Raw genomic sequence first — 25920 nt, forward strand, 5'->3', positions numbered from 1 at the left:
GTGACTTCCGCATCCCGCGTTCCGCTCAAGGGGCTGTGCCTGGCCGGCCCCACCGCCTCCGGCAAGACCGCCTGCGCCCTGGCCATTGCCGATGCCCTGTGCGGTCGGCGCCCCGTCGAGATCATCAGCGTCGACTCCGCCCTGGTCTACCGCGGCATGGACATCGGCACCGCCAAGCCGACGCCCGCCGAGCGGGCCCAGGTGCCCCACCACCTGATCGACATCATCGAGCCCACCGGCGCCTACTCGGCCGCCCGGTTCGTGGCCGATGCGCACCGGCTGGCCGACGAGATCCGCGGCCGAGGCGCCCTCCCCCTGCTCGTGGGCGGGACCATGCTGTACTTCAAGGCCTTGTTCGATGGCCTGGACGACATGCCGGCCTCCGATCCCGCCGTGCGCGCCGCCCTGGATGCCGAGGCGGCGGCACGGGGCTGGCCGGCGCTGCATGCCGAGCTGGCCGCGGTCGACCCGGTCACCGCCGCGCGCCTGCCGCCGACGGATGCCCAGCGCATCCAGCGGGCGCTGGAAGTGCACCGGATCAGCGGCCGACCGCTCTCGTCCTTCCACACCACCCGGCCGGCGGGCGAAACACCGCCGCTCATCGCGCTCGAGCCGACCGACCGCGCCTGGCTGCACCGGCGCATCGGTGAGCGCTTCGAGGCGATGCTGCGCGACGGCCTGCTCGATGAAGTGCGCGCATTGAAGGGGCGCGGCGACCTGGACCCGCAGATGCCGTCCATGCGCTGCGTGGGCTACCGTCAGGCCTGGGAGGCGCTGGACACCGGTGACCTGGACGGCCTCGGCGAGCGGGGCGCCGCCGCCACGCGGCAGCTGGCCAAGCGCCAGATCACCTGGCTGCGCAGCATGCCGCAGCGTCACGTCGTCGCGTGCGATGCGCCCGACGCCACGGCGCAGGCCGTGGCGCTGGCCCTGCAACTGGCGGACACCGTGCGATGAACGACGCCACCGCGTTGGTCGAAGTGCGCGGGCTGGCCAAGGCCTACCCCGCCCAGCCGCTCTTCAGTGGCGTGGACCTGCGCCTGGCGCGCGGCGAGTTCGTGGCCATCCTCGGCGAGTCGGGCGTCGGCAAGTCGACCTTCCTGAACTGCCTGGCGGGCCTGGATGCGGTGGACGCAGGCGAGGTGCGCGTGGCCGGGACCGAGGTGACGGCGCTCGACGACACCCAGCAAGCGCTCTTTCGCCGGGCCCACCTCGGCTTTGTCTTCCAGGCCTTCCACGTGCTGCCGCACCTGAGCGTGGCGCACAACGTGGCGCTGCCCCTGCTGCTGCAGCGGCGCCCTGACGACGCGCGCGTGGCCGAACTGCTCGACGCGGTCGGCCTGGGCGACATGGGCGCGCGGCTGCCGCAAACCCTGTCGGGCGGACAGCTGCAACGGGTGGCCATCGCCCGCGCGCTGGTGCACCGGCCAGCCCTGATCCTCGCGGACGAACCCACCGGCAACCTCGACCCCTCCACCGCCACCCGGGTCATGGACGTGCTGGTGGACCAGGTGCGCGAGCAAGGTGCGGCCTGCGTGCTGGTGACCCACTCGCGCACGGCGGCCGCACGGGCGGACCGGGTGCTCACGCTCACGCCCACCGGCCTCGTGGCCTGACCCATGCTCGGCCTGCTGCGCCAGCTCTCCTGGCCCGAACTGCGGCACCACCCGTGGCGCAACCTCGCCGCCCTGCTGGCCGTGATGCTCGGCGTCGCACTGGCCTTTTCAGTGCACCTCATCAACGCTTCGGCGCTCAGCGAATTCAGCGCGGCCGTGCGTTCGGTCAACGGGGACCCGGACTTCGAGCTGCGCGCGCAACGCGGCGGGTTCGAGGAAGGCCTGTACGGTCGGGTCGCTTTGCACCGGCAGGTCGCCGTGGCGAGCCCGGTGGTCGAGGTCGAGACGCGGGCACAGGGAGCAAGCGGCAGCATTCCCCTGAAGCTGCTGGGCATCGACGCGCTGGTGGCGCCGACCGTGTCCCCTGCGCTGCTGCCCCGGCCCGAGGCCGGCGCCGACCGCCTCGCCACGCTGGCCCCGGACGCGGTGTTCCTCAACGCAGCGGCTCGCCAGGCGCTGGGCAGTCCCGCACGCGTCGTGCTCCAGACCCCGGCCGGGCCCGTATCGCTTGCGGTGGCCGGCACCGTCACCGCTCCGGGCGGCCCGCTGGCGGTGATGGACATCGCGGGCGCTCAGGAGCGGTTCGGCTGGCTAGGGCGCTTGAGCCGCATCGACGTGCGGCTCGTCGCGGGGGCGGACCGTGAGGCCGTCCTGAGGGCGCTCGACCTGCCGGCCGGCGTACGGGCCGCGGCGCCCGATGAAGCGGCACAGCGGGTCTCCAACGTGTCGCGCGCCTATCGGGTCAACCTGACGGTGCTCGCTCTGGTGGCCCTCTTCACCGGGGCCTTCCTCGTTTTCTCGATCCTGTCGCTCTCGGTGGCCAAGCGGCAGGGGCAGTTCGCCCTGCTCGGCGTGCTCGGCCTGACGGCCCGCGAGCGACTGGGCCTCGTGGTGGCGGAGTCGGCCCTGCTCGGCGCCGTCGGCAGCCTGCTCGGACTGGTGCTCGGCACCGGCCTCGCCGCCCTGGCGTTGAAGTGGCTGGCCGGTGACCTCGGCGGTGGCTACTTTCCGGGCGTCGCGCCCCGCCTGCAGTTCAGTGGGTCCGCCGCCCTCGCGTACGGCGCGCTCGGCATCGTGGCCGCGGTCCTGGGCGGCTGGCTGCCCGCGCGCGCGGCGCAGCGACTGGCCCCCGCGCTGGCCTTGAAAGGCCTCGGCACCGGCAGCGGGGCCACGCGCCCCTGGCTCGGCCCCCTGTTGATCGCCGCTGGTGCGGGCCTGGCGCTGCTGCCGCCGATCGCCGGCGTGCCGCTTGCGGCCTACGCGTCGGTCGCCTGCCTGCTCCTGGGGGGCATCGCCTGGGTGCCTGCGGGCCTGGGACTGGTGCTCTCGCTGACACGCGCGCCGCGGCACCCGCTTGCCCTGCTGGCCGTCGAGCGGGCACGGCATGAGCGCCACACGGCCACGGTGGCGGTGGCCGGCGTGGTGGCAAGCCTCAGCCTGGCCGTGGCATTGACGGTCATGGTGGCGAGTTTCCGCGAGGCGGTCACCGCCTGGCTCGATACCGTGTTGCCCGCGGACCTCTACGTGCGCGCCGGCGGCGGTGTCGATGGCGCGGCCCTGCCGCCCGCCCTGTTGACGGGTGCGGCCACCGTCCCAGGTGTGAGCCGCGCCGAGCCGCAGCAGGTGGTGCAGGTGACGCTGGACCCTCGGCAGCCGCCGGTGGCCGTGGTCGTCCGCCCCTTGTCCGACCCGGCGCGTGAACTGCCGATCGTCGGCGAGTTGCTGCGGCTGCCGGACGGTGCGACGCCAGCCTTCGTGAGCGAGGCCATGGTGGACCTCTATGGCGCCGCGCCCGGCCGCCAGCTGGAGCTGCCCCTGCCCGATGGTTCGCGTGCCACCGTGTACGTGCGCGGCGTTTGGCGCGACTATGCCCGCCAGCATGGCGCGGTCATGTTGCGTGCCGTCGACTACGTGCGGCTCACCGGTGACCGCCGGGCGAGCGACCTGGCGTTGTGGCTGCATCCCGGCACCGAAGCCGCCGCCGTGCAGCAGGCGCTGCGTTCGCTCGCACCGCCCGACGCGCCGCTGGAGTTTGCCTCCCCGGGTGAAATCCGCCAGACCTCGCTGCGCATCTTCGACCGCAGCTTCGCCGTCACGTACTGGCTTCAGGCGGTGGCCATCGGCATCGGGCTCTTCGGCATCGCCGCCAGCGGCTCGGCGCAAGTGCTGGCCCGGCGCAAGGAGTTCGGCCTGCTGAGCCACCTCGGCCTCACGCGCCGCCAGATCCTCGCCGTGGTGGCGATGGAAGGCGGCGTGTGGACGGCGGTGGGGGCGGCACTCGGCCTGCTGCTGGGCATCGCGGTGAGCGTGGTGCTGGTCAAGGTGGTGAATCCCCAGAGCTTCCACTGGACGATGGACCTGCTGCTGCCATGGGATCGGCTGCTGGCCCTGTGCCTGGCCGTGCTGCTGGCTGGCACACTGACCGCCTGGGCTTCCGCCCGCAGCGCCGCCTCCCGCCAGATGGCCTTGGCCGTCAAGGAGGACTGGTGACCGACCACGACGCACGAGAGCCCATGCCGATGCCCATGACCTTGCCGCCGCTCCCCTCCCCGCTCATCGACAACCTCAAGGTTCGCCTGGCCGAGCCGCATCGCCACTACCACACGCTCTCCCATGTGGAGTCGCTGCTCAAGCACCTGCACGAGTGGCGCCACCTCGCCGAGCGGCCCGAGATCATCGAGGCCGCCATCTGGTACCACGACGTCGTCTACGACCCTCGCCTGCAGGACAACGAGATCGCGTCGGCCGACATCGCCCGCTTCGAGCTCATGTCCATCGGCTGGCTCGGGGTCGACGTGGAACGGGTCGCCGGCCTCGTGGAGGCGACCCGACACCACGCGGTCGCCGATGGCGATCGCGACGGCTGGCTGTTCCTCGACCTGGACCTTGCCATTCTGGGCGCTCCGGCGGACGCCTACGATCACTATCGCGATGCCATCCGCGCCGAGTACGCCTGGGTGCCGGAGGAACGCTACCTCGAGGGGCGTGCCGCCGTGTTGCGCGGCTTCCTCGAGCGTGACGCCATCTACCGCACGCCCGCCTTGCAGGCGGCATGGGAAGCGCCCGCGCGCGGCAATCTTGCCCGCGAGTTGCAGTGGCTGCGCCGCTGAGGCGGCCGTTCCGGGTCATCAGCTCGAGCCAAAAGGCGGGCGGCGAGGGCATGGGCGGTGCGCGGCTCGGTTGCAAGCCCGCCGCGCACAGAACGTGTTTGTCATGATATATAGAGACAAAACAGCGCTTCTTGTAATATTCTATCGGCATGCCAAAGACCGCTCGGGCACTCCTTCAACTGCCCCCCGCCACCACGGCTGCCCTTGAGAAACTCGGCGCCGACCTGGCCGTGGCCCGGCTGCGCCGCAAGGAATCCCTGCGTTCCTGGGCCCAACGCATGGGTGTCACGGTGTCCACCCTGCAGCGGCTGGAGGCGGGCGACCCGTCCGTGAGCATCGGCATCGTGGCCACCGCGCTGTGGCTGATGCAACGCGATGGCGAACTCCGCCACCTGGCCGCCCCCGAGCACGATCAGGGTGCCCTCGAGATGGACGTGCGCGAAGCCGTGCAGCTCGGCCGTGCCCGCGCTCAGGTGGCGGCAGAGGCGCGCTTGCGCAGCGAGGGCGCATCGCCGCCCCGCGCGCGCAAGCCGAAGGCCTGACATGCGCCTGGACGAGTTGTCCCTCTGGTACCTGGGCGATCCGGCAGCGCCGCGCCATGTGGGCGCGCTCAGGCTGGTGGCTTCCGGCAAGGGGGTGTCGCTGCGCTACGCCGCGGAGTGGCTCGCACACGGCTTCCCGCTCAGCGAGGACCTTCCCCTGGTGGACACCGAGTTCCTGCCCCCGGGCCGCCTGGGGGGTGACGGCGCCCGCGCGGTGGGCGCGGTGGACGACGCACGGCCCGATCGCTGGGGCGAGAAGGTCATCCGCTTCGTCGACAAGCCCAAGCGCCTGTCCTTGATGGAGTACCTGTACTACGCCGGAGACGACCGCTTCGGCGCACTGGGCGTCTCGGTGTCATCTGTCCGCTACGAGCCCCGGGCCGCGGGCCCCTTGCCGCGCCTGGCGGATGCGCAGCAGCTGAGCGACGTGGCGGCCAAGATCGAGGCGGCCGAGCCCATCACCGCCGTCGAGGCCCGCATCATCGCCGGCGGCGGCAGCCCGCTCGGTGGCGCCAAGCCCAAGGCGCTGATCGACATCGACGGCGAGCAGTGGGTCATCAAGTTCTTCAACAACGAACCCGTCGACTCGCCGCTCATCGAGCACGCCACCCTCACGCTCGCCGCCAAGGCCGGCATCACCGTCGCCGAAACGCAGCTCGTCCGCCTGCAGGGCACGAACGCCATCGCCGTGCGCCGGTTCGACCGCCTGCCGGGCCGGCGCATTCACGCGATCTCGGCGGGCACCGCCATCCGGGCCGCCACGCCCGCGGGCGCCGAACCCGAACTCGGCTACCCGGAACTCGCCCGCATCCTCCGCCGTGTCGGCATGGCCCAGGACGGACTGAACCAGCAGGACGCTCGCGAGCTCTTTCGCCGCATGGTGTTCAACATCCTGGTCGACAACACGGACGATCATGAGAAGAACCACTCGCTGCTGGTGGTCGACCCGCTGGCCAATGGTCGGCTGCGCCTGGCGCCGGCCTACGACGTCCTGCCGACCAACTCCGGTCAGGGCTACCAGGAGTTCATCTGCGGCACGGCGGGACGGGACGCGACCCTGGCCAACGCCATGTCGGAGTGCATCGCGTTCGGCCTGATGCCGCCCGAGGCCGCGCGTGAGATCGCGGACGTCATCGCCGTGGTCGACACCTGGCAGGCGCACTTCGCGCAGGCCGGCGTCACCCCGCGTGACATCGCGACGCTCGCCGAGCGCATCGACGGCGAGACGCTGCTGGCCGAACGCCGGGGCTTCGATCCCGCCGCGCATGGCAGCCGTCCCACCCCCCGCAAGCGGCCAGGTCCGTTCCGACGCGGCTGACCGGCCCGGGACCACCGGTCGCACCCCCGCAGCGGGCTGGCGTCAGAACACCGGTTCGTCAGACAGGTCGAGTTGGGTCAGGTACAGGCGCAGATCGAACTCGTACTGGTGGTACTGCGGCTCCATGTGCAGGCACAGCTGGTAGAACGCCTTGTCGTGGTCGCGTTCCTTCAGGTGGGCGAGCTCATGCACGACGATCATCTTCAGGAACTCGGCCGGCGTCTGCTTGAACAGGCTGGCCACCCGGATCTCCCGCTTGGCCTTGAGCCGATTGCCCTGCACCCTCGACACGGTGGTGTGCGTGCCCAACGCATGCTGGATCACCTTCAGCTTGTTGTCGTAGGCCACCTTGGCGAGCGGCGCCGCGTTGCGCAGGTAGCGGTTCTTCAGGTCGAGCGTGAAGTCGTAGAGCGCGCCGTCCGTGCGCACCTCATGAGGCGCGCCATACCGATCGCGCAACACGGCCGCGAGCCGGCCCTGGTCGATCAGCTCCTGGACGCTCGCCTGCAGCGAGGGGGAATAGGCAGTGAGGTACTTCAGCACGCCATCATGCTAGCGCGCCTTCGCACAGGTAGGATTCGATCCGTGCCACGTGCACGTCGCACACCCATCGGCGGCGCACTTTCCCGCCGCCCCACCCGGAGCCCTTCGCATGTCCCTGCAGACCTGGCTGCTCTATACAGCTGCCGTCCTCGTCCTGATCGTCACCCCCGGCCCGAGCGTGCTCATGTGCGTCACCCACGGCGTGAACCACGGTGCACGACGCACCCTGTTTTCCGCGCTGGGCAGCATCACCTCGGTGGTGGGCATCATGGCGTGCTCGGCCCTGAGCGTCGGCGCGGTGCTCGCGGCGTCCGACGGCCTGTTCCACGTCGTGAAGTGGTTCGGGGTGGGCTACCTGTTCTACATCGGCGTGACGGCCTTCCGCGACACGACCTCGCGCCTGGAACTGCCGACCGCCCGCAGCACCGGCACGCGCCCGGGTGCGCTGTACGTGAAGGGCCTGCTCGTCGGGGCCAGCAACCCGAAAGCGCTGCTTTTCTTCACCGCGTTCTTTCCCCAGTTCCTCGACCCCGCCCGGCCGCAGCTGCCGCAATTCCTGATCCTCGGTGCCACCTTCGTCGCCTTCGAGCTGGCCTCGCTCATGACCTACGCCAGCTTTGCGGCGCGCCTGGCGCCCTGGCTCGTGCAACGGGGCCGCGCCCGCTTGTTCAACCGCATCTCGGGGGCGGCCTTCGTGGGCGCGGCCATGCTGCTCGCCACCGTCAAGCGCGCATCGCGGGAGGCCTGAGCATGGTGCAGCCGCCGCTCTACATCGCCTCGGTGCCGGTCTTTCGCCGCTACCTGGGCCGGCTTGCCCTGCTGGTGGGTGCTGCTGAACAACATGCCTCCCGGACCGCCACGGCCGAGGCTGACCTGATGGCGGCCCGGCTGGCGCCCGACATGCTGCCCTTCGACAAGCAGGTCGAGATCGCGGCCAACTTCGCCGTGCGGACCTGCTTTCCGCTCACCGGGCGGCCCGTGCCGCCGTTCGGCGACTTCCCGGCCAGCTTTGCGGGCCTGCGCGCGCGCATCGTGCATGTCACCGGTCTGATCGAGGCGCTCGATTCGGCCGAGTTCGCCGCGCCCGCCGAACAGTTGCAGGACACCGCCGGCGAAGCCCGCCTGTCACTGCCTGCCGAGGAGTTCCTGCTGCAGTACGCCGTGCCGAACTTCTTCTTCCACCTCTCGATGGCCTATGCCATCCTGCGCCAGCGCGGCGTGCCCGTGGGCAAGGGCGCCTTCGATGGATACCATGTGTACCCCTCCCCTCGCTGAGTCGACACCATGGACCTGACCCCCGAATTCGTTCTGGCGCATACGCGCGCCTGGGTCGACCGCGCCGTGATCGGTCTCAACCTCTGCCCCTTCGCCAAGGCCGTGCAGGTGAAGGGGCAGGTGCGCTATGTCTACAGCGACGCCGCCGACGAACAGGCGTTGCTCGACACTCTCTGCGGCGAACTGCACTACCTGGCCGAGTGCGATCCGGCCCGCACGGACACGACCGTCATCGTTCACCCGCACGTGCTGAACGACTTCGAGGACTTCAACGATTTCCTCGACGCGGCCGATGCGGCGGTGGAGCAACTCGGCTACGCCGGCGTGCTGCAGGTGGCGACCTTCCACCCGTCCTACCAGTTCGCCGACACCGAGCCCGACGACGTCACCAACGCCACCAATCGCTCGCCCTACCCGACCTTGCAGTTGCTGCGCGAGGCAAGCGTCGACCGCGCGACAGACACCTTCCCCGAGGCGGACGCGATCTACGAGGTGAACATGCAGACCATGGCGTCGCTGGGCCCGCAGGGACTGGCCGCCTTGCAGGCGCAGATTCGGCACGATGCCGAAGCGCCCGCCGCACCGGCGTCCAGGGAAGATTCGCCCGGCCCGGTGGTCTGAGCCGAACGTGACCAGGCGGGCGCTCCTACGGTCGGCCGCGCGGCGGCCGTCCGGGCTCGACCACGATGACGATGGGTGGGTCACTCGGGGCGACAGGTCCCGTGGCAGCCGGCGGCACGCCGGTGTCCACGCCGGACGGGCCGGCAGGCTCGATGCCCTCGGCCCTGGCCCAGGCACTGCGACCCTGGTGCACCACCTCGCACCAGCCTTCGGGCACGCCACAGCCTCGCACTTGAAGCGGGCTGCCGCGTGCCACCCGGGCCAGCACGGTCCGGGTGAACCCAGGGTCTGCCCACAAGTCCATCGCCACGCGAGCACGCGCCGGCACCGGTGCAACGGTGCTGTAGACCTTCTGTGCCGAGGCATCCTCGGCCGGCAGGGCGAAAGCGAGGCCCCAGGCCAGGCCCGCGCACAGGCTCGTCATGGCGGCACCCGATCTCATCGCTTCTCCTTGCGCGCACGCTGCGCCACGTCCTACGGTGCGTCGCCGCCCGAACCGACATACCGGACCGAGGGCTGACGCCACAGTAAGCATATCGGCCAAACGCCGGTTCCGATTGACAACTCTTTGGAGGACACCATGAACAAGGACCAAGTCGAAGGACGGGTTGAACAGGCCAAGGGCCACATCAAGGAAACCGCTGGCAAAGCCGTCGGCAATGACCGCCTGGAGGCCGAAGGCAAGGTCGACAAGACCGCGGGCCGCGTGCAGTCCGGCGTCGGCGATGCCAAGGAAAAGGTCAAGGACGCGATCGACAAGATCTGATGTCGCTTGATTCACGGGGCGGCCTGCCTTGGCAGGCCGCCCTGCCGTCATTCGCCCTTCCCTGGAATGCCGATGCGATCCCTCTCCTCGATCCCGCCCGATCCGATCACGCCCGACCTGCCACCTGTGGCGCCCCCCGCGCCGCCCACCGAAGCACCGCCGCCGCCCGCCATCGACGATCCGTTGGGGCCAGGCGGCATGCCATCGCCGGTACGCGACCCCGGCGCACCGGCTCCAGCAGGCTTTTGATGGCCCCGCCCTCGACGCGGGTACGGCATGGGCCGTCTGCTTCCATGACATAACGCCATTGCCACCCCGATGGAGATCCTCATGCCCCGTCTCGCCGCAGTACGCAACGCCCTGGCCGCCACGACAGCCGCAAGCGTCCTCGCCCTGGTGACCGGCTGCGCCGTCAATCCCATGGGCGGGAACGACCCGACCTTCAGCGCCACGTTGTCCGGCGCGGCGGAGGTGCCGCCGGTGCAAACCCCCGGCACCGGCATGCTGGAAGCACGCTTCGACAAGGAAACCCAGCTGCTGCGCTGGAAGCTCAGCTACAGCGGACTGAGCGGCCCCATCACCGCGGCGCACTTTCACGGGCCCGCCACGGCCGGAATCAATGCCGGAGTCGCCTTGCCCCTGAAGCCGCCGCTGACCGGCAGTGTGCAAGGCGAAGCGACGCTCACCCCGGTGCAGACCGCAGACCTCATGGCCGGCAAGTGGTACATCAACCTGCACACGGCGGCCCATCCGTCGGGTGAAATTCGCGGGCAACTCAATCCGACGCGCTGAACAGCGAGCCTCGTCCGGCCGAACTGACCGGATGGCTGTGCTCGCTCCAGGCCGCCTCCCTCGGCGACGGCCACCCCTTCTGCTGCCCTGACCCATGGCCCCACGCCGCGCCGCCCTGCCCTGGGGCCTCGCCCTCCAACGCACGCTCGGTGCCTTCACCCGTGCACACCTGCGTGCCAGCACCAAGGCCGTCCAGGCGGCCGTCAAGCCAGCACTGGACCGACGCAAGCCTCCGCGCGGGCAGGGCGACTGGATCGCAGGCCTCGCCACCGTCCCGGGCGGCATGCGCCGCTTCCAGCTGTATCGCCCGCCGGGCATCACGTTCACCGAGCGGCTGCCCCTGATGGTGATGCTGCACGGCTGCGGCCAGGACGCGAAGAGCTTCGCCGTCGGCACGCGGATGAATGCCCTGGCCGCGCGCGAAGGCTTCTTCGTGCTCTATCCCGAGCAGGACCGGCGCGCCAACGCCCACGGCTGCTGGAACTGGTTCGACACCCGTTCGGGCGGCGCCCAGACGGAAGCGCGCATCGTGCTCGCCGCCGTCCAGCAGGTGTGCCTGCTGTACCCCATCGACCGGGAACGGGTGGCACTCGCGGGACTGTCTGCCGGGGCCAGCCTCGCGGCGCTGCTCGCCACGCAGCAGCCCGCCCGGTTCAAGGCCGTCGTGATGCACTCGGGCGTACCGCCTGGAATGGCCTCGTCGAGCGCGACCGCACTTGCCGCGATGCGCGGACACCGCAGCGCGGCCACGCCCGAGCCCGGCGCTGCGCCATGGCCTCCACTGCTGGTGATCCACGGCGCCAACGACCGCATCGTGTCGTCCGACAACGCGGGCGCGGCCGCCCGACTCTGGGCGGAAGCCGCAGGGGCGCGGGCCGCCGCGCCACGCCAGGTGCAGCGCGGGAAACGGCACGCGATGACCGTCACCGACTACAAGCTGCGCGGACAGACCGTGGCTTCGCTGTGCGAGGTGGATGCCCTCGGGCACGCGTGGAGCGGGGGCGCGGCGCGCAGCGCCTACACCGACGCCAAGGGGCCTGACGCCTCCCGCCTCGCGTGGGCGTTCGCCTCGCGGCAGTTCGACAAGCCATAGCAGCGTAGGTGGCAGAGCGTCGCGTTCGCTCAGTCCAACGATCGAGGCCGCCGTCACATCGCGCAACAACCTGATGGACCACACCGCCTGCGGGCGCCGGCGCCCGTGCGAACATCGAATCTTCGTTCCACCGCCCGACCACCATGAAGCCCTTGCACCTCCTGTCGGCCGCCACCCTGGCGAGCCTGTCAATGCTCGGCGCCGCCCAGGCGCAAAGCACCCTGAAACCCGGTTTGTGGGAGCAGGTCTCCACCATCCGCAGCGACAGCGGCCAGATCGAGAAAGCCATGGCGGAAGCCCAGGCCCAGATCGCCAAGCTGCCCCCCGAGCAGCGTCAGCAGATCGAGAAGATGATGGCCGAACGTGGCGTGGGCATCGGCGGCACCAGCACCACGCTGCGCCTGTGCCTGAGCGCGGCGGACCTCGAGCGCGGCAACATTCCGGTACAGGCGGGCGACTGCACGCAGAAGCTCGTGTCGCGTGACGGCAGCACGATGAAGGTCTCCTTCCAGTGCGACACCGATCCGCCCTCGAGCGGCACCGGCGAGATCCGCATCGTGAGCCCCACGGCCAACGAGATGACGGCCACCGTCGAGACCACCGTCAACGGCCGACCGGATCGCCTGCACACGACGCAGAAGGGCACCTGGCTGGGTGAGGACTGCGGCCACATCCGCCGGCCTGCGCCCTGAAGGCGCACGGTCCGACAGTCCCACGGGGCGTCGGCCGCTCCTGGCGCCCACGGCGGACGGCTAACCTTTCCTGGTCGCAACCTTGAAAGGAAGCTCCATGAAGACGCTGCTGTTGATGGCCGTGGGCGTGCCGCTCCCCGTGATCCTGCTGATCTGGTGGCTGACCTGATCAGGACGCCGGTGGCGGCGTGACCAGCGCGGCCACCACGTCCGATTGCGTGATCATTCCGACCAGGCGTTCACGCTCGCCCAGGATCGGAATGTGATGGTGACCCGTGCTGCCGAACAGGGGCACGAGGTCCACCAGTTTGCGGTCCTGGCTCGCGACGCGCACCGTGCGCGTCATGATCTGGCCCACGACCTCGGGCTTGTCCGAGTGGGTACGGCCGCTGCCCAGCACCAGGCGGCGCATCTTCATGCCGAGGCCTTCGTGGAAGTCCAGTTCGGCAGCCCGCATGAAGTCGGCCAAGGTCACGATCCCGACGATGCGAAACAGCCGGTCCACCACCGGCAGCGCCTTGATGCGCCGCTCGCGCAGCAGCGCCCACGCTTCCTCGAGGGGCGTGCCGAATTCCACCGTCACCAGATTGCGCGACATCACGTCGCTGCACCGCACGTCCGACAACCTGCGCTGGTAAGCCTGTGAACGGGTTTCCTCCAGAAGGGACTGCAGATCGTCGCGGCTGATGTCGAGCACCTGGTTGTAGCGGGCCAGCACGGCATCGAGGTCGTCCTGGGCCTTGGGCGGCAGCACGGCAAGCTGCGCGTGGGGATAGCGCCGGCCGGTGGCGTTGTTGTAGACCACCCCGACCGCCGCCAGCAGCACCGAATTGAGCAACACCGGAAACAGCACGTAGACCGGGTCCGTCACGCCCGCCAGCACCATCAGCAGGGCCGACGCCCCGCCCGGCGGGTGCAGGCAGCGCAGGGCGAACATCAAGCCGATGGCGAGCGCCACGGCGAGGGCGGCCGCCCATTCGGTGGAGCCGCCCCAGTGCATGCAGGCCACGCCCACCAGGGCCGACAAGGTGTTGCCACCCACCACCGCCCACGGCTGCGCCAGCGGACTGGCCGGCACGGCGAACACCAGCACCGCGCTTGCGCCCATCGGGGCCACGAGCCACGGTGAGGCCCCGGCGAAGTGGGAGATCAGGGCGGTGACGAGGAGGCCGATGCCGGCGCCTCCCATGCCGCGCAGGCGTTCGCGGGCGTCGACCGCCTGGGGCGCGGGCCAGAAGGCCTTCCACCAGGGCAGGCCGGAGGACGTGGAGACCGATGAATGCATGAGTCGGGACCGGAACTTGAGCAACCGCGCATCCTAGCGCTTAACGCGCGGGAAACACGGGATGCCCCGGACAGTGCTACAACGCGAATCTCACGAACTGCCCCCCGAGGACCCCGTTGGCCTTCCCGAACTCCCAAGCCCTGCGCCGGCCCGTGCGCCTGCTGGCGACCGCCCTTGCCTGCGCCGTCCTGGCCGCCTGCGGCGGTGCCGGCGACACGGATGAAGACAGCGGCGACTACACCGCCCGCGCCCAGGCCGCCACCGCCACTGCGCAGAGCAGCGCCAATGCCTGCGCATTCATCCGCCCCTTCTACTGGGAGGTGGGCGACCGCAGCGCGGCCCGTGCCGGCGGCTCGGTGAACTCTGTCACGAGCACGGTCTCCTACTCCGCCACCACGGCGATGCCGGTGGCATCGGCGTCCAAGTGGCTCTATGCGGCCTACGTCGCCCAGCGCCGCGGCGGCCAGGTGACCGCCGAGGACGCCGAGTACCTGATGATGCGCAGCGGCTTCACCACCTTCGACCGCTGCCTGGCGGGCGAAACGGTGGGCGCCTGCGCCGCCGACGCGGCCAACAGCAAGTACACCGAGGCCCACGACCTGAAGTTCTTCTATGGCGGTGCGCACATGCAGCAGCATGCCGATCAGCTGATGGCGCTCGGCGCGTACAACAACACGACGCTTGCCGGCGAAGTGCGCTCCCTGCTGGGCAACGACATCGCCCTCGCCTACCTCCAGCCGCAGTTGGCCGGTGGCGTGCAGACCACGGCGGCCTCGTACGCCGTCTTCCTGCGCAAGCTGATGCGGGAAGACCTCTACCTGGGTGAACTGCTCGGCGTCCAGGCGGTATGCACGAATCCCACGACGTGTGCCACGGCCTTGGCGACGCCGATTCCGACCACCGAAAGCTGGCGCTACGGCCTCGGCCACTGGGTCGAGGACGTCAACGGCGACCACGCCTTCAGCAGCGGCGGCGCGCTCGGCTTCTACCCCTGGATCTCGGCCGGCAAGGCGCACTACGGCGTCATCGCCCGCGTGGACAGCCAGGACGCCGGCTACGACTCGGCGCGTTGCGGCCGCCTGATCCGTCGCGCCTGGGAAACCGGCATCACGCAGTGATGCGCGGGGATGCGTGCGAGCGCCGCATGGCGCCTCGCACGGTCCCGCAACGACGGCCCGCGCCGGCGGGCCGGTCGTGATCAGCCCGGCTGCACCGAGCCCGCCTTGGGCAGCGGACGGAACAGCTCGTCGAAGTCCTGCGCATTGAGCGCGGCATCGCTCGCCACGCCGGACAGCAGCATGTCGGCCAGCCCGGCCTTGCGGGCCTGCAATTCGAGCATCTTGTCCTCCACCGTGCCGTCGGCCAGCAGCTTGTAGACGAACACCGGCTTGTCCTGCCCGATGCGGTAGGCGCGGTCGATGGCCTGCTGCTCCACGGCGGGGTTCCACCACGGGTCGTAGAGGATGACGGTGTCGGCCGCCGTCAGGTTCAAGCCCACGCCACCGGCCTTCAAGCTGATGAGGAAGAGCGGCACGTCACCCGTCTGGAATTCCTCGACGAGGCCCGCGCGGTCCTTGGTCTCACCCGTGAGCAGCAGGTACGGCAGCTTGAGCCGCTGCACTTCCGCCTCGATCAGCGTCAGCATCTCGGTGAACTGGGAGAACAGCAGGATGCGCCGGCCATCCTCGACCAGGGTGGGCAGCAGGTCGAGCAGCAGCTCCATCTTGGCCGAAGGCGCCACCTTGACCGCGGCATCGCCGCCGGTCTTGATGAGGCGCGGGTCGCAGCACACCTGGCGCAGCTTCAGCAGTGCATCGAGCACCATGATCTGGCTGCGAGCCAGGCCCTGCTTCTCGATGGCCTCGCGCAGCTTGCTGTCCATCGTCGCCCGCACCGTCTCGTACAGGTCGGCCTGGGCGCCCGACAGCTGCACGCGCAGGTGGGTTTCGGTCTTGTCGGGCAGCTCCTTGGCCACCTGCTGCTTGGTGCGCCGCAGGATGAAGGGCCGCACACGGCGCGCCAGGTGAGCGGCGAGCGCCGACTCCTGCCGCTTCTCGATCGGGTTGCGGTAGTGCTCGCGGAATTCCTTCTCGTTGCCGAGCAGGCCCGGGCAGACGAAGTCGATCAGGCTCCACAGTTCGCCCATGTGGTTCTCGAGCGGCGTGCCGCTCAAGCAAAGGCGATGACGGGCGCGCAGGCCCTTGACCGAGAGCGCCGCCTGGCTGCGCGCGTTCTTGATGCGCTGCGCCTCGTCGAGCATCAGGTAGTGCCACTCCTGGGCGGCCAGGGTATCGGTGTCGCGCACGGCCAGCGGGTAGCTCGTGATCACCAGGTGCACGTTGGGGATCTTGGCGAAATGCTGCATGCGCTGCGGACCATGCAGCACCAGCACCTTGAGCTTGGGCGTGAACTTGTGGGCTTCGGCGGCCCAGTTCCCGATCAGGCTGGTGGGCACGATGACGAGCGACGGCCGGTCGAGGCGACCGGCATCGAACTCGCCCTGCATCAGGGTGAGGGCCTGCAGCGTCTTGCCGAGGCCCATGTCGTCGGCCAGCACGCCGCCCAGCTGGGCGCGGCGCAGGAAATCCATCCACGACAGGCCGTCTTGCTGGTAGTGGCGCAGCGTGGCATTGACATGAGGCGACGGCGCCACGGCCGGCAGGCCTTCGCCGGTGCGCAGTGCGCGCACTTGCTCGATGAGCGCCGTGAAGCTGGTCGGCGCCGTGACCTTGGCACCGACGGACAGGTCGTCCATCGCGCCCAGGTCGTAGCGGGACATGCGCAGCGGTGCCTCGCGGCCGTTCGACTCGAACACGGTGCGCAGCCAGTCCATCAGGGGTGCAACGCGCTTGACCGGCACGCGCAACAGGCGCTGGCGCACCGGCCGGCCCGGCACGGCGGGTTCATTGCCGGGCCACGGCACCAGCACATCGCCCTCGGGGTCACGCAAGGCGGCGTCGAGCTTGAGCCAGCCCGTCTGCACGAGGCCCACCAGCAGCGGCACCAGGTCGACCGGCTGCCCTTCGACCGTCACCTTCAGTCCGAGGGTGAACCAGTTGCCATCGAGTGCCTCCTCGACGTCCACCGCCCACTCGTCGGCGTTGTGCATCTCGTAGGGAAAATCCTCGGCGAGCTCGATGGCCCATCCGCGCGCCTGCAACTCCGGCAGCTGCTTGGCCAGCAGCATGGGCCACTGGTCGCGCAGTTGGGGCACGAGCACCAGCGGCTGCCCTTCGAGCGCATGCGGCGCCGTGTGGGCGGCGCGCGCCCCGACCTTGGTCAGGCGGTTGTGGGCGAGGCCGGCGGCCAGGCTCCATGGGCGAAAACCGAGCTCGTTGAACAGCACCAGCAGCGCCGCGGCCTCTTCCTTGCCCTGGCGGGTGAAGCGCACGACACTCCGTTCGCCGGGGTGCGCAGGATCCGGGCGCTCGGCCAGGGTCTGCTCGGCATTGCCGGCGGGGTAGTGGTACTCGAGGGCGGTGCCGGTGTCCGGCACGTAGCGCAGGAAGAACTGGGCCGAGGCCTGGCGCAGCGTGGTGTTGCGCGAGGCGTTCGAACCGTAGCGATGGTGCAGCAGCGCCTCGGACGCCACGTCGACGCACGTGCTCAGGCGCAGCACCGGCACCAGGGGCAGGCTGCCGAGGTTCTCGACCGGACGCTCGACGGCGCGAGGCGGGGGCGGCGGCGGCGTGCCGCCCAGGGGCCGCACGCCGGGCGCCTGCGCCGGGTTCTTCTTGCGGCGGATCTCGCGGGCCTCGAACGCCATGAGCGCGGCCGCCACGTGCGGGCAGTTCAGCCCGACAGGACAGGTGCAGTGACCCTGCACGCGCAGGCCGAGCCGGTCCACGGGCAGCGTGATGCGCTGGTCGTAGGCGGCAAGGCCGATGCCCTGCATCCGCGTGAGCAGCGTGCTGCCGTGGGTGTGCATCGACAGCACGGCCTGTTCGGGGTTCAGGGCCATCGCCCGCGTCAGGGTGACGCGGTCGAACTGCTGGCCGAAATCAAAGTCAGGGGGAAGGGAAAATTCGATCATGAGCAAATGGGCGGCAACCCTCGATTGTCGGGCAGGACGGAGGCACTTTTGAGCTTGAATCGGCGCAATCTGATGTTTTCGCTGGCTTGCGTTCCCAATTGGGGCTTCTCGCAGGCCATGACAGCCCGCCCGGCGGTTCGACTGCCGGGCGATTTCGGTGCCCACCCCGGCGAACGCACGGAGTGGTGGTACGTGACCGGCTGGCTTGCGGCAGCCGGCCGCACCTGGGGATTCCAGGTGACCTTCTTCCGCACGAGCACGGGCATCGCGGCCGGACATCCCAGCCGATTCGCTGCCCGCGAGCTCGTGTTCGGCCATGCGGCGCTGACGGACGTTGCCGCCGGACGGCACCTGCATGCCCAGCGGGTGGCGAGGGCCGGGTTCGACATCGCCTCGGCGGCCGAGGGCCGCACCGATGTGCGCCTTCGCGACTGGCATCTGGTGCGCGAAGGTCCGGTCGACCGGGGCCGGTACACCACCGAGGTGGCCGGGCCGGAGTTCAAGGTGATGCTGACGCTGGAGACCACGCAGCCACCCCTGCTCCAGGGCGAGGCCGGATGGTCGCGCAAGGGCGCCGACCCCGCCCACTTCAGCCTCTACTACAGCGAGCCGCAGCTGGCCGTGCTCGGCACCTTGGAGCAGCAGGGCCGCCGCACCAACGTGACGGGCCGCGCCTGGCTGGACCATGAATGGAGCACGGCACTGATGGAGCCGGGCGTGGTCGGCTGGGACTGGATCGGCATGAACCTGGACGACGGACGCGCCTTGACCGCCGCGCAGTTGCGTCGCGCCGACGGCAGTGCCGCGTTCGCGCTCGGAAGCATCCGCACGCCTGGCGAGGCGCCCCGCTCGTTCGCCGCGCACGAGGTCGTGTTCACGCCGGGCCGGCGTTGGACGAGCCCCGCTTCCCAGGCCCGCTACCCGGTGGAATGGACGATCGACACCCCGGCCGGGCAATTCCATGTTGCCACCCTGCTTGATGCACAGGAACTCGACAGCCGCGGCAGCACGGGCGCATGGTATTGGGAAGGCCTGAGCCAGTTGAACGATGCACAGGGCCGCCGGCTCGGCCTCGGCTACCTGGAGATGACCGGCTACGCAAGCCGACTGGTGCTGTGAGCGGCCCTTTCCGTTGAATTGGCCACGGCAAACCGCGTTTATCCGCGGGCCGTTCGCCGGGCCGAAGTCCACAATGTGGGATACGCCTGAAATCACCATGAGCGCAACCCGTGACCCCCGCCAGTGGCCCGCCCGCACGCGCGTGCGGGTGACAGCCTGCGTGCTCATCGCGATGGCCGCGCTGGCAGGCGGCGAATACCTCGCACGGCAGCACTCGGCGACGGACCGCGCCAGCGCGGGCGAAGCGCTCCAGGGCACGGTCAGCCAGTTGGCCCAGCGCCTGTCGCTCGAGATGGCCGACCGCGTGCGTGACGTCAAAGCCCTGTCGGAGCTCGACGGATTGCGCGCGATGGACGCGCCCGACGACATTCGAGCCACGCTCGAGAACGCCCGCCGAGCCATGCCCGTCTTCGCCTGGTTCGGACTCACGGACAGCTCGGGCACGGTGGTGGCAGCCACGGATGACATCCTGGTCGGGAAGTCGATCGCCAGCCGTCCCGTGTTCCAGAACGGCATCAAGGCCGTCTGGGTCGGGGACGTTCACGAGGCCAAGCTGCTGGCCAGTCTGGTGCCTCATGCGTCCGACGAGCCCGTCAAGTTCGTCGATGTGGCCGCGCCGGTCCGCGGGCCGGACGGCCAGCCGCAGGGCGTGCTCGCCTTGCACTTGAGCTGGCAGTGGGCGGACCTGCTGCGGCAGTCGGTGCTGCGCCCGCGCGGTGCGCCGCGTGCCCTGCAGCTCATGGTCGTGGATGCGCGCGGTGAACTGCTGTTGCCACCCGAGAAGGGCGTCGAGTCGACCGGCCTGCCCGCATCGACCGTGGAGGCCCTGGACGGACGTTGGTCCGTCGAAACGTGGAACGATGGCCGAGAGGCGTTGACGAGCGTGGCCCGGAGCCGGGCGTCCGGCGACTTCCCCGGCTTCGGCTGGCGCGTGGTCGCGCGCGATGTGCAGGCTGCCGCCAGCACGTCGGTGCAGGCGGCCCGGCCCCTGGCTTATGGAATCGCCCTGGGGGCGGGTGCGGCGTTCGCGCTCCTGGTCTGCTGGGCCGCCGGCCACCTGGTGCCGGCACCGCCTGCGGGGCCGCGCCGTCCCGGCGACGGCACGAACCACTCGACCGGCCTGCGCCACCAGCGCCGCAGCGACAGCCAACCTTCCGGAACCGGCCGGGCCCGCACCTTCGCGCCGCCACGCGACGGTTCGAGCACCATCCCTGCGGTGCTGAGCGCTCAGCGCGATGCGCTCACCGGGCTCTGGGACCGCACCATGCTCGCCGAACTGCTCGAGCGCCTGGCGTCGCCCGGCATCGAAGATGAACGAAACGGCGATGACCCGGACGAGACGGCCACGACGCCGTCCCCGGCCGCCGCGTCACCCGAGGAATACTGCCTGCTGAGCATCGACCTCGACCAGTTCAAGGTCGTCAATGAACGCTACGGCCATGCGGCCGCCGACCAGGTCCTCGCCCAGGTGGGACGCCGCCTGCGCCACGTGGGACGCGAGGAAGACTGGGTCTTCCGCCTCGAAGGTGACCACTTCCTCGTGATGCTGCGCTGCCCTGAAGGCGAAGGCGCGACGCTGGCCCGGAACATCGCCCGTCGCGTGCTCCATGAGCTCCAGCGCCCCATGAGCTACCGCACCCTCACCAACCTGCGCGTCACGGCCAGCGTGGGCGGCGCCGTGTGGCGCCCGTCGCTGGGGCCGGCCGACGACGCCTTGGCGCGCGCCGACGAGGCGCTGCAGGCGGCCCGTCGCAGCGGGCCGGGCTTGTTCCGCCACCACGCCGGCATCATGCCGGCGCCGACCGATCCGGCAGCATCGACCGAGACCACCACCGAATCGGCGGCGTCGCGGCTGCGCGCCTGAGACGCCCCCGGTGGGCGTGCCTGGCTGCGGCGTGGGCCGCCGTTCAGAGCCGCAGGAACCGCCCCCGCGCGGCCTCGGTGATCGCAACGACGCAGGGGTGGGTGATGCGTCGCTCGACCGAGATAGCGAAGAACTCCTCCACGAGCTCCTCGGTGCGCCCCACCACCTCCACGCCGTATTGCTCGCAGGTTTCCTCCTCCAGCACCCGCGGCGACATGAAGACGCCGCGCCCTTCCCGGCCGAAAGCCTTCATCAGCGCAGCGTCGTCGAACTCGCCGATGGCCCGCGGATGCACCTGATGCTGCGTCAGCCACAGCTCCAGGCGCTGCCGCATGGCGGATGAGGCGCCCTGGATGAGCATCGGCGCGCCGTTGAGGTTGGCCGGGAATTTGCCCTTGAGCGTGCGCATCAGGCCCGGCGCCGCGAAGAAGCTCATCGCCGTCGTGCCCAGTGCGTGATTGAAGGCTTTCACGCTCAGTTGGCGGCTCATCGGCTCGTCGGCGATCACGATGTCGATCCGGTGCACTGAAATCTGGGCGAGCAGGTCCTGGAACTTGCCCTCGGTGCAGATGAGGCGCACGGTCTCGGGCAAGCCAAGCGCGGGTTCGAGCAGCCGGTAGGCAATGGACTTGGGCACCGAATCGGCAATCCCCACCCGGAACTCCACCACATGCTGCTCGCTGGAAGCCACGCCGATGGCGGTTTCCATTTCGGCGGCCAAGGCAAAGATCTGGTCCGCATAGCCGAGCGCGACCCGCCCTTGCTCCGTCAGTTCCAGCCGCCGCCCACTCTTGCGGAAGAGCTTGCAACCGAGGCGATCCTCCAGGAGCTTGATTTGCCCTGAGAGGGTTTGCGGGCTGATGTGAAGCTGTTCGCCCGCCCGCACGATGCCTCCCGCCTTGGCGGTCGCCCAGAAGTACTGAAGGTGTTTGAAATTCATCGGCAGGCCTCGGACGCTTCGGCTTTTTCGGACTATACGATCGGAAAGAACGAATTTACGCGAAACGTGTGCCGCCCCTACAGTCGCGGTTTTCCAAGATTTCGAACTGCCATGGACTTCCTCCTCGACCCCAACGTCTGGATCGCCTTCGGAATGCTGACCGCGCTGGAGATCGTTCTCGGCGTGGACAACATCATCTTCATCTCGATCCTGGTCGGGCGCCTGCCTGCCGAACAACGTGACCTGGCGCGGCGCCTCGGCCTGGGCTTCGCCATGCTTTCCCGCCTGGGCCTGCTGTTCTCGCTCAGCTGGGTGATGAGCCTCACCAACGACCTCTTCAGCATCGCGGGTCAGGGCATCAGCGGGCGTGACCTCGTGCTCCTGCTCGGCGGCCTGTTCCTGCTCTACAAGGCCTCGCACGAGATCTTCGTGGAAGTCGAAGCCCGCGAGCAGGACAACGCGGACGCGAAGTCCGGCACCATCGTGAGCGAAGGCGCCAAGCGCGGCCTCCTCTGGGGCATCGTCGGCCAGATCGCCATCATCGACATCGTGTTCTCGCTCGACTCCGTGATCACCGCCGTCGGCATGGTCGACCAGATCGAGGTGATGGTGGCCGCCGTCGTCACCTCCGTGGGCGTCATGCTGTTCGCGGCCAAGCCGATCGGCGAGTTCGTCGACCGCCACCCGTCGGTCAAGGTGCTCGCACTCGCCTTCCTGGTGATGGTCGGCATGGCGCTGACGGCCGAGGCGTTCGAGGTGCACATGCCCAAGGGCTACATCTACGCGGCGATGGCGTTCTCGCTGGCGGTGGAGTCGCTTAACATCCGCGCGCGTGCCAAGCGGATGGCGAAGGCGTGAAACATCACCTTTTCTCGAAGTGACGCTACCGGAAATTCGCATTTACACGAAGTGTTGAGAAGCCTCAGAATGCTTCATCGCTTCCCTTCACTGAAAGGATCTTCATGAACCAGTCTCTGCAAACCGCTTACGGTTTCGGCACTTCCACCGAAGCCCGCAACCGCGTCCTGCGCAACACCTATTGGTTGCTCGCGCTGTCCATGGTGCCGACGGTGCTCGGCGCCTGGATCGGCCTGGCCACCGGTCTCGTCTCGGGTCTCTCGGGCGGCATCGGCGCCATCGTCTTCCTGGGCGGCGCGTTCGCCTTCATGTTCGCCATCGAGCGCACGAAGAACTCGGCCGCCGGCGTGCCGGTGCTGCTGGCATTCACGTTCTTCATGGGCCTGATGCTGTCGCGCATGGTCGGCATGGTGCTCGGCATGGCCAACGGCGCCGGCCTGATCATGATGGCCTTTGCCGGCACGGGCGCCATCTTCTTCGGCATGGCCGCGCTGTCGTCGGTGATCAAGCGTGACCTGACCGCCATGGGCAAGTGGCTCTTCATCGGCGCCATCATGCTGCTGGTGGCCGGTGTCGCGAACATCTTCCTGCAGTCGAGCGCACTGATGATCACGATTGCCGTGCTGGCGATCGGCATCTTCTCGGCCTTCATCCTGCACGACCTCAAGCGAGTGCAAGACGGCCTTGAAACGAACTACATTAGCGCCACCTTGGGTGTGTACCTCAGCCTCTACAACGTCTTCCAGTCGTTGCTGATGCTGTTCGGACTGGCTGGCGGCCGCGACGAGTAACCGCTTCCTGACCGACCTCGGGGCCTTCGGGCCCCGTTTGTTTTTGCGCAGGAGAACGTCGCCCCATGCACCCTCGCTCCGGGGCGGCGCTGTCGGACGTCCTGTTCGACATCGCCGCCGACACGACACGCCCCCGCATCTCCATTGGCGAGCTGCTGCAGGCCCTGGACGACCGCGCCCTCGCTGCGCTGCTCCTCATCTTCGCGCTCCCCAACGCCATTCCCATGCCCCCGGGCACCTCGTCCGTGCTGGGCACCCCCCTCGTCTTCCTCACCGCTCAGCTGACGCTCGGCCTGTCGCCCTGGTTGCCGCGCTTCATCGCCAACCGCTCCGTCTCGCGGTCCGATTTCTCGGCCGTGGTGGCGCGGCTGGCGCCGTGGCTCGCGCGTGCCGAGCGCCTCCTGCGCCCGCGCCTGCTGTGGCTCACCTGCGCCGTGGGCGAACGCCTGATCGGCGCGGTCTGCCTGTTCCTGGCCGTGGTACTCGTGCTGCCGATTCCCTTCGGCAACATGTTGCCCGCGGCGGCGATCAGTCTGCTGGCGCTGGGCGTGCTCGAGCGCGATGGCCTGTGGGTGATCGCCGGCCTCATCACCGCGGCCGCCGGCACGGCGCTCGTGGCGGGCGTGCTGGCGGGCATGGCGAAGGCGGCGATGTTCCTGATCGCCGCCTGGTTCTAGGCGTGTGTCGGGTCAGTCGGCCAGGACCGGCTCGACCGACATGTCGTCACGCGGGCGGCGCCGGGCGCCGACCGTGGCGGTGGCCACCATCTGGCAGGCAATCTCGCCAATGCGCTTGAGCCCCGCGCGGTAGGCGTCGTCCCATCGCCCGCCCACGCCGAGGCGGATGCAATGTCGATAGCGGTCGGTGGCGCTGAACATGGTGCCGGGCGCCAGCACGATGTGCTCGGTCCGGCAGGCGCGAAAGAGCGCCAGCGAGTCGATGGCCGGGGGCAGCTCCACCCAGAGGATGAAGCCGCCCGGGGGATCCGTCACCCGCGTGCCGGTCGGAAACGTCGTGGCGATGATGCCGCGTGCCTCGTCGACGCGTGCGCCCACGGTGGCCCGCAACTGCCGGAATCCCGCCTCGGTGCCCGGTTGGGTGAGCAGGTCGGCCATGGCCAGTTCAAGGATGGCCGTCTGGGCGCCGCTCGTGGCCGCCTTCAGGCCCTCCACCTTCGCCTGCCATCGTCCGGCCTCCACCCAGCCCAGGCGAATGCCCGGAGCCACGGTCTTGGAGAACGAGCCGCACATCATCACGTGGCCGGTGGTGTCGAAGGACTTCACGGCGCACCGCATGTGGTCGTGCTCGGCGAGATCGTTGTAGAGCACGTCCTCGATGAGCGGCACGTCGTGTCGCGACACCATGCGCGCCAGCCGGGCGCGGTCGTCGAGCGACAGGGTGGACCCGATCGGGTTCGACAGGGTCGGCACGACGAGCACGGCCTTCACCGGCTGCGTGTCGAGCGCCAGCTGGAGTGCGTCGAGCGACATCCCGTGCTGCGGGTGCGTCGGGATCTCGAGCGCCCGCAGGTGCAGGTTCTCGAGGATCGTGAGGAAACCGAAATAGGTCGGCGACTCCAGCGCGACGATGTCCCCGGGCTGCGTCACCGCCCTCAGGCACAAGGTGATCGCCTCGATGCAGCCGTTGGTGATGACGATGTCGCGGCTGTCGAGCTCGCAGCCCATGCGCAGGGCGTGCCGCGAGATGGCCCGCCGCAGGGATTCCTCGCCCCCGCCGATCGGGTAGTGGCACAGGCTGCGGCGATGCCGTTGCGCTGCCCGGGTGACCGCACGGCGCACCCGGTCCTGGCTGAACAGTTCAGCGCTCGGGCAGGCGGCGCCGAAGGAGAGGTAGTCCGGATCGTTGGCCAGGCGCATCACCTGCACGGTGAGCGAACTGACGTCGACCTCCCGGCTGTCGACGGGCGGGTGAGAGGTCTCGGGCTGCGGCAGCGTCGGTCCGCGCGTGGCGACGAAGTAGCCGGAGCGCGGGCGGGCCTCGATCAATCGGGCGTCCTCCAGCGAGCGGTACGCCTGGATCACCGTCGACAGCGAGACGCCCTTCTGTCGCGCCATTTCGCGCACCGACGGCACCCGCTCGCCGGCGGCGAGCGTGCCGCTCCGGATCGCCCGGGCGATCGTCTCGGCCAGCTGGAGGTAGAGCGCACCATCGGAAGACATGATTCCATTCTGTACTGCCACATCGGGAGCGGACCAGTACAGATGCGCACCACTGCGACCGACACAGGTCCCGCGCGGGCGCCAACTGTGTGCACTGATCTGGTCAGGCCCTGTGTCTGGCGGGAGGGCTCGGGCAGCCCTAACGTAGGCACCATGAACACCCTCACAGCCCCCTCCCCGGCTTGCGCCGCCCTCCGGACCCCCGATACACCGGCGGCACGCGCGGCCATCGCGCCCTTCCGGATCGCCCCGGGTGCCGTGCTGACGCTGCGTCAGGGTCGCGACATGCGTGTGGAGGTGATCGAGGGGCGTTTGTGGATCACCGCCGAGGGCGATGCCCAGGACCACATCGTCGGACCGGGCGGACGGCACTCGATGGGCCGGATCGCGGCGGTGGTGATGGAAAGCCTGGGGCCGACCCCCGCCCTGCTGCGCATCGTCCCCGACCGCTGAGCCGAACGGGGCCGCCCCGGGCCCCGAGG

The 25920-nt window shown here is 69.8% G+C and carries 26 protein-coding genes; 20 read left to right on the forward strand and 6 right to left on the reverse strand.

Annotated elements, in window-relative coordinates:
- The 6 genes from miaA to ACSQ2F_RS12665 all read left to right on the forward strand — a co-directional run bounded on the left by miaA (window position 1) and on the right by ACSQ2F_RS12665 (window position 6586).
- Window positions 1–957, forward strand: a complete 957-nt coding sequence (miaA, locus tag ACSQ2F_RS12640) for a tRNA (adenosine(37)-N6)-dimethylallyltransferase MiaA (RefSeq protein ID WP_436023268.1) — start codon at window positions 1–3, stop codon at window positions 955–957.
- Window positions 954–1616 carry an ABC transporter ATP-binding protein gene (locus ACSQ2F_RS12645; RefSeq protein WP_436023269.1) on the forward strand — a complete coding sequence of 221 codons (663 nt, stop codon included), beginning with the start codon at window positions 954–956 and terminating at the stop codon, window positions 1614–1616. Before miaA ends, ACSQ2F_RS12645 begins: the two co-directional genes overlap by 4 nt.
- 3 nt (window positions 1617–1619) lie before the next feature.
- Window positions 1620–4106 carry an ABC transporter permease gene (locus ACSQ2F_RS12650; protein WP_436023272.1) on the forward strand — a complete coding sequence of 829 codons (2487 nt, stop codon included), beginning with the start codon at window positions 1620–1622 and terminating at the stop codon, window positions 4104–4106.
- Window positions 4103–4726, forward strand: coding sequence for an HD domain-containing protein (locus tag ACSQ2F_RS12655; RefSeq protein ID WP_436023276.1), 624 nt, complete (start codon window positions 4103–4105; stop codon window positions 4724–4726). Before ACSQ2F_RS12650 ends, ACSQ2F_RS12655 begins: the two co-directional genes overlap by 4 nt.
- A gap of 149 nt (window positions 4727–4875) precedes the next feature.
- Entirely contained in the window at window positions 4876–5268 is a 393-nt protein-coding gene (locus tag ACSQ2F_RS12660) for an XRE family transcriptional regulator (RefSeq protein WP_436023278.1), read from the forward strand.
- Between the two features lies 1 nt (window position 5269).
- Window positions 5270–6586, forward strand: a complete 1317-nt coding sequence (locus ACSQ2F_RS12665) for a type II toxin-antitoxin system HipA family toxin (RefSeq protein ID WP_436023280.1) — start codon at window positions 5270–5272, stop codon at window positions 6584–6586.
- Window positions 6587–6628: 42 nt separating this feature from the next.
- On the opposite strand, the gene ACSQ2F_RS12670 is transcribed toward ACSQ2F_RS12665, so the two are convergent.
- Window positions 6629–7126 carry a YgjP-like metallopeptidase domain-containing protein gene (locus ACSQ2F_RS12670; protein WP_436026810.1) on the reverse strand — a complete coding sequence of 166 codons (498 nt, stop codon included), beginning with the start codon at window positions 7124–7126 and terminating at the stop codon, window positions 6629–6631.
- Window positions 7127–7238: 112 nt separating this feature from the next.
- On the opposite strand from ACSQ2F_RS12670, the gene ACSQ2F_RS12675 reads away from it, so the two are divergent.
- The 3 genes from ACSQ2F_RS12675 to ACSQ2F_RS12685 are packed head-to-tail and all read left to right on the forward strand — an operon-like array spanning window position 7239 to window position 9025.
- Window positions 7239–7877 carry a LysE family translocator gene (locus ACSQ2F_RS12675; protein WP_436023282.1) on the forward strand — a complete coding sequence of 213 codons (639 nt, stop codon included), beginning with the start codon at window positions 7239–7241 and terminating at the stop codon, window positions 7875–7877.
- A 2-nt stretch (window positions 7878–7879) separates the two neighbouring features.
- On the forward strand, window positions 7880–8404 hold the full coding sequence (locus ACSQ2F_RS12680) for a DUF1993 domain-containing protein (protein ID WP_436023284.1): 525 nt from the start codon (window positions 7880–7882) through the stop codon (window positions 8402–8404).
- Between the two features lie 9 nt (window positions 8405–8413).
- Entirely contained in the window at window positions 8414–9025 is a 612-nt protein-coding gene (locus ACSQ2F_RS12685) for a DUF1415 domain-containing protein (RefSeq protein ID WP_436023286.1), read from the forward strand.
- 25 nt (window positions 9026–9050) lie between these two features.
- On the opposite strand, the gene ACSQ2F_RS12690 is transcribed toward ACSQ2F_RS12685, so the two are convergent.
- Window positions 9051–9467 (reverse strand): SH3 domain-containing protein, encoded by a 417-nt coding sequence (locus ACSQ2F_RS12690; RefSeq protein ID WP_436023289.1) that lies wholly within the window; start codon window positions 9465–9467, stop codon window positions 9051–9053.
- A 138-nt stretch (window positions 9468–9605) separates the two neighbouring features.
- Between ACSQ2F_RS12690 and ACSQ2F_RS12695 the strand changes: the two genes are divergently transcribed.
- From ACSQ2F_RS12695 to ACSQ2F_RS12710, 4 genes are all read left to right on the forward strand, one after another.
- On the forward strand, window positions 9606–9791 hold the full coding sequence (locus ACSQ2F_RS12695; protein WP_436023291.1) for a CsbD family protein: 186 nt from the start codon (window positions 9606–9608) through the stop codon (window positions 9789–9791).
- 330 nt (window positions 9792–10121) lie between these two features.
- Window positions 10122–10583 (forward strand): CHRD domain-containing protein, encoded by a 462-nt coding sequence (locus tag ACSQ2F_RS12700; protein WP_436023293.1) that lies wholly within the window; start codon window positions 10122–10124, stop codon window positions 10581–10583.
- A 94-nt stretch (window positions 10584–10677) separates the two neighbouring features.
- Window positions 10678–11676, forward strand: a complete 999-nt coding sequence (locus ACSQ2F_RS12705) for an extracellular catalytic domain type 1 short-chain-length polyhydroxyalkanoate depolymerase (protein WP_436023295.1) — start codon at window positions 10678–10680, stop codon at window positions 11674–11676.
- 143 nt (window positions 11677–11819) lie between these two features.
- Window positions 11820–12368 (forward strand): DUF3617 family protein, encoded by a 549-nt coding sequence (locus ACSQ2F_RS12710; protein ID WP_436023297.1) that lies wholly within the window; start codon window positions 11820–11822, stop codon window positions 12366–12368.
- Between the two features lie 169 nt (window positions 12369–12537).
- On the opposite strand, the gene ACSQ2F_RS12715 is transcribed toward ACSQ2F_RS12710, so the two are convergent.
- A complete protein-coding gene (locus ACSQ2F_RS12715) occupies window positions 12538–13653 on the reverse strand; it encodes an HPP family protein (protein ID WP_436023299.1) in 1116 nt (371 codons plus the stop codon).
- Window positions 13654–13769: 116 nt separating this feature from the next.
- Between ACSQ2F_RS12715 and ACSQ2F_RS12720 the strand changes: the two genes are divergently transcribed.
- Window positions 13770–14771: a hypothetical protein gene (locus ACSQ2F_RS12720; RefSeq protein WP_436023301.1), complete on the forward strand. Its 1002-nt coding sequence runs from the start codon at window positions 13770–13772 to the stop codon at window positions 14769–14771.
- An 80-nt stretch (window positions 14772–14851) separates the two neighbouring features.
- Here ACSQ2F_RS12720 and ACSQ2F_RS12725 read toward each other — a convergent pair whose 3' ends face one another.
- On the reverse strand, window positions 14852–17686 hold the full coding sequence (locus tag ACSQ2F_RS12725) for a DEAD/DEAH box helicase (protein ID WP_436023303.1): 2835 nt from the start codon (window positions 17684–17686) through the stop codon (window positions 14852–14854).
- Window positions 17687–17692: 6 nt separating this feature from the next.
- Between ACSQ2F_RS12725 and ACSQ2F_RS12730 the strand changes: the two genes are divergently transcribed.
- Complete coding sequence (locus ACSQ2F_RS12730; RefSeq protein WP_436023305.1) at window positions 17693–18805, forward strand: lipocalin-like domain-containing protein; 1113 nt, start codon at window positions 17693–17695, stop codon at window positions 18803–18805.
- A gap of 97 nt (window positions 18806–18902) precedes the next feature.
- Window positions 18903–20669: a diguanylate cyclase domain-containing protein gene (locus ACSQ2F_RS12735; protein WP_436023307.1), complete on the forward strand. Its 1767-nt coding sequence runs from the start codon at window positions 18903–18905 to the stop codon at window positions 20667–20669.
- A 43-nt stretch (window positions 20670–20712) separates the two neighbouring features.
- On the opposite strand, the gene nhaR is transcribed toward ACSQ2F_RS12735, so the two are convergent.
- Window positions 20713–21609: a transcriptional activator NhaR gene (gene nhaR, locus ACSQ2F_RS12740; protein WP_436023309.1), complete on the reverse strand. Its 897-nt coding sequence runs from the start codon at window positions 21607–21609 to the stop codon at window positions 20713–20715.
- A 111-nt stretch (window positions 21610–21720) separates the two neighbouring features.
- On the opposite strand from nhaR, the gene ACSQ2F_RS12745 reads away from it, so the two are divergent.
- The 3 genes from ACSQ2F_RS12745 to ACSQ2F_RS12755 all read left to right on the forward strand — a co-directional run bounded on the left by ACSQ2F_RS12745 (window position 21721) and on the right by ACSQ2F_RS12755 (window position 23935).
- Window positions 21721–22467 carry a TerC family protein gene (locus ACSQ2F_RS12745; RefSeq protein WP_436023311.1) on the forward strand — a complete coding sequence of 249 codons (747 nt, stop codon included), beginning with the start codon at window positions 21721–21723 and terminating at the stop codon, window positions 22465–22467.
- Window positions 22468–22571: 104 nt separating this feature from the next.
- The gene (locus tag ACSQ2F_RS12750; RefSeq protein WP_436023313.1) at window positions 22572–23258 is read left to right on the forward strand and encodes a Bax inhibitor-1 family protein; all 687 of its coding nucleotides are present in this window, start codon (window positions 22572–22574) and stop codon (window positions 23256–23258) included.
- A gap of 65 nt (window positions 23259–23323) precedes the next feature.
- The gene (locus ACSQ2F_RS12755) at window positions 23324–23935 is read left to right on the forward strand and encodes an exopolysaccharide biosynthesis protein (protein ID WP_436023315.1); all 612 of its coding nucleotides are present in this window, start codon (window positions 23324–23326) and stop codon (window positions 23933–23935) included.
- Between the two features lie 12 nt (window positions 23936–23947).
- Here the strand turns inward: ACSQ2F_RS12755 and ACSQ2F_RS12760 are convergent, their stop codons facing one another.
- Window positions 23948–25438 carry a PLP-dependent aminotransferase family protein gene (locus ACSQ2F_RS12760; RefSeq protein ID WP_436023317.1) on the reverse strand — a complete coding sequence of 497 codons (1491 nt, stop codon included), beginning with the start codon at window positions 25436–25438 and terminating at the stop codon, window positions 23948–23950.
- Between the two features lie 153 nt (window positions 25439–25591).
- Here ACSQ2F_RS12760 and ACSQ2F_RS12765 point away from each other — a divergent pair, with 153 nt between their 5' ends.
- The gene (locus tag ACSQ2F_RS12765) at window positions 25592–25891 is read left to right on the forward strand and encodes a DUF2917 domain-containing protein (protein WP_436023319.1); all 300 of its coding nucleotides are present in this window, start codon (window positions 25592–25594) and stop codon (window positions 25889–25891) included.
- Window positions 25892–25920: the final 29 nt, after the last annotated feature.

This window comes from Rhizobacter sp. LjRoot28 (assembly GCF_964253025.1).
Classification (GTDB): Bacteria; Pseudomonadota; Gammaproteobacteria; order Burkholderiales; family Burkholderiaceae_C; genus Rhizobacter.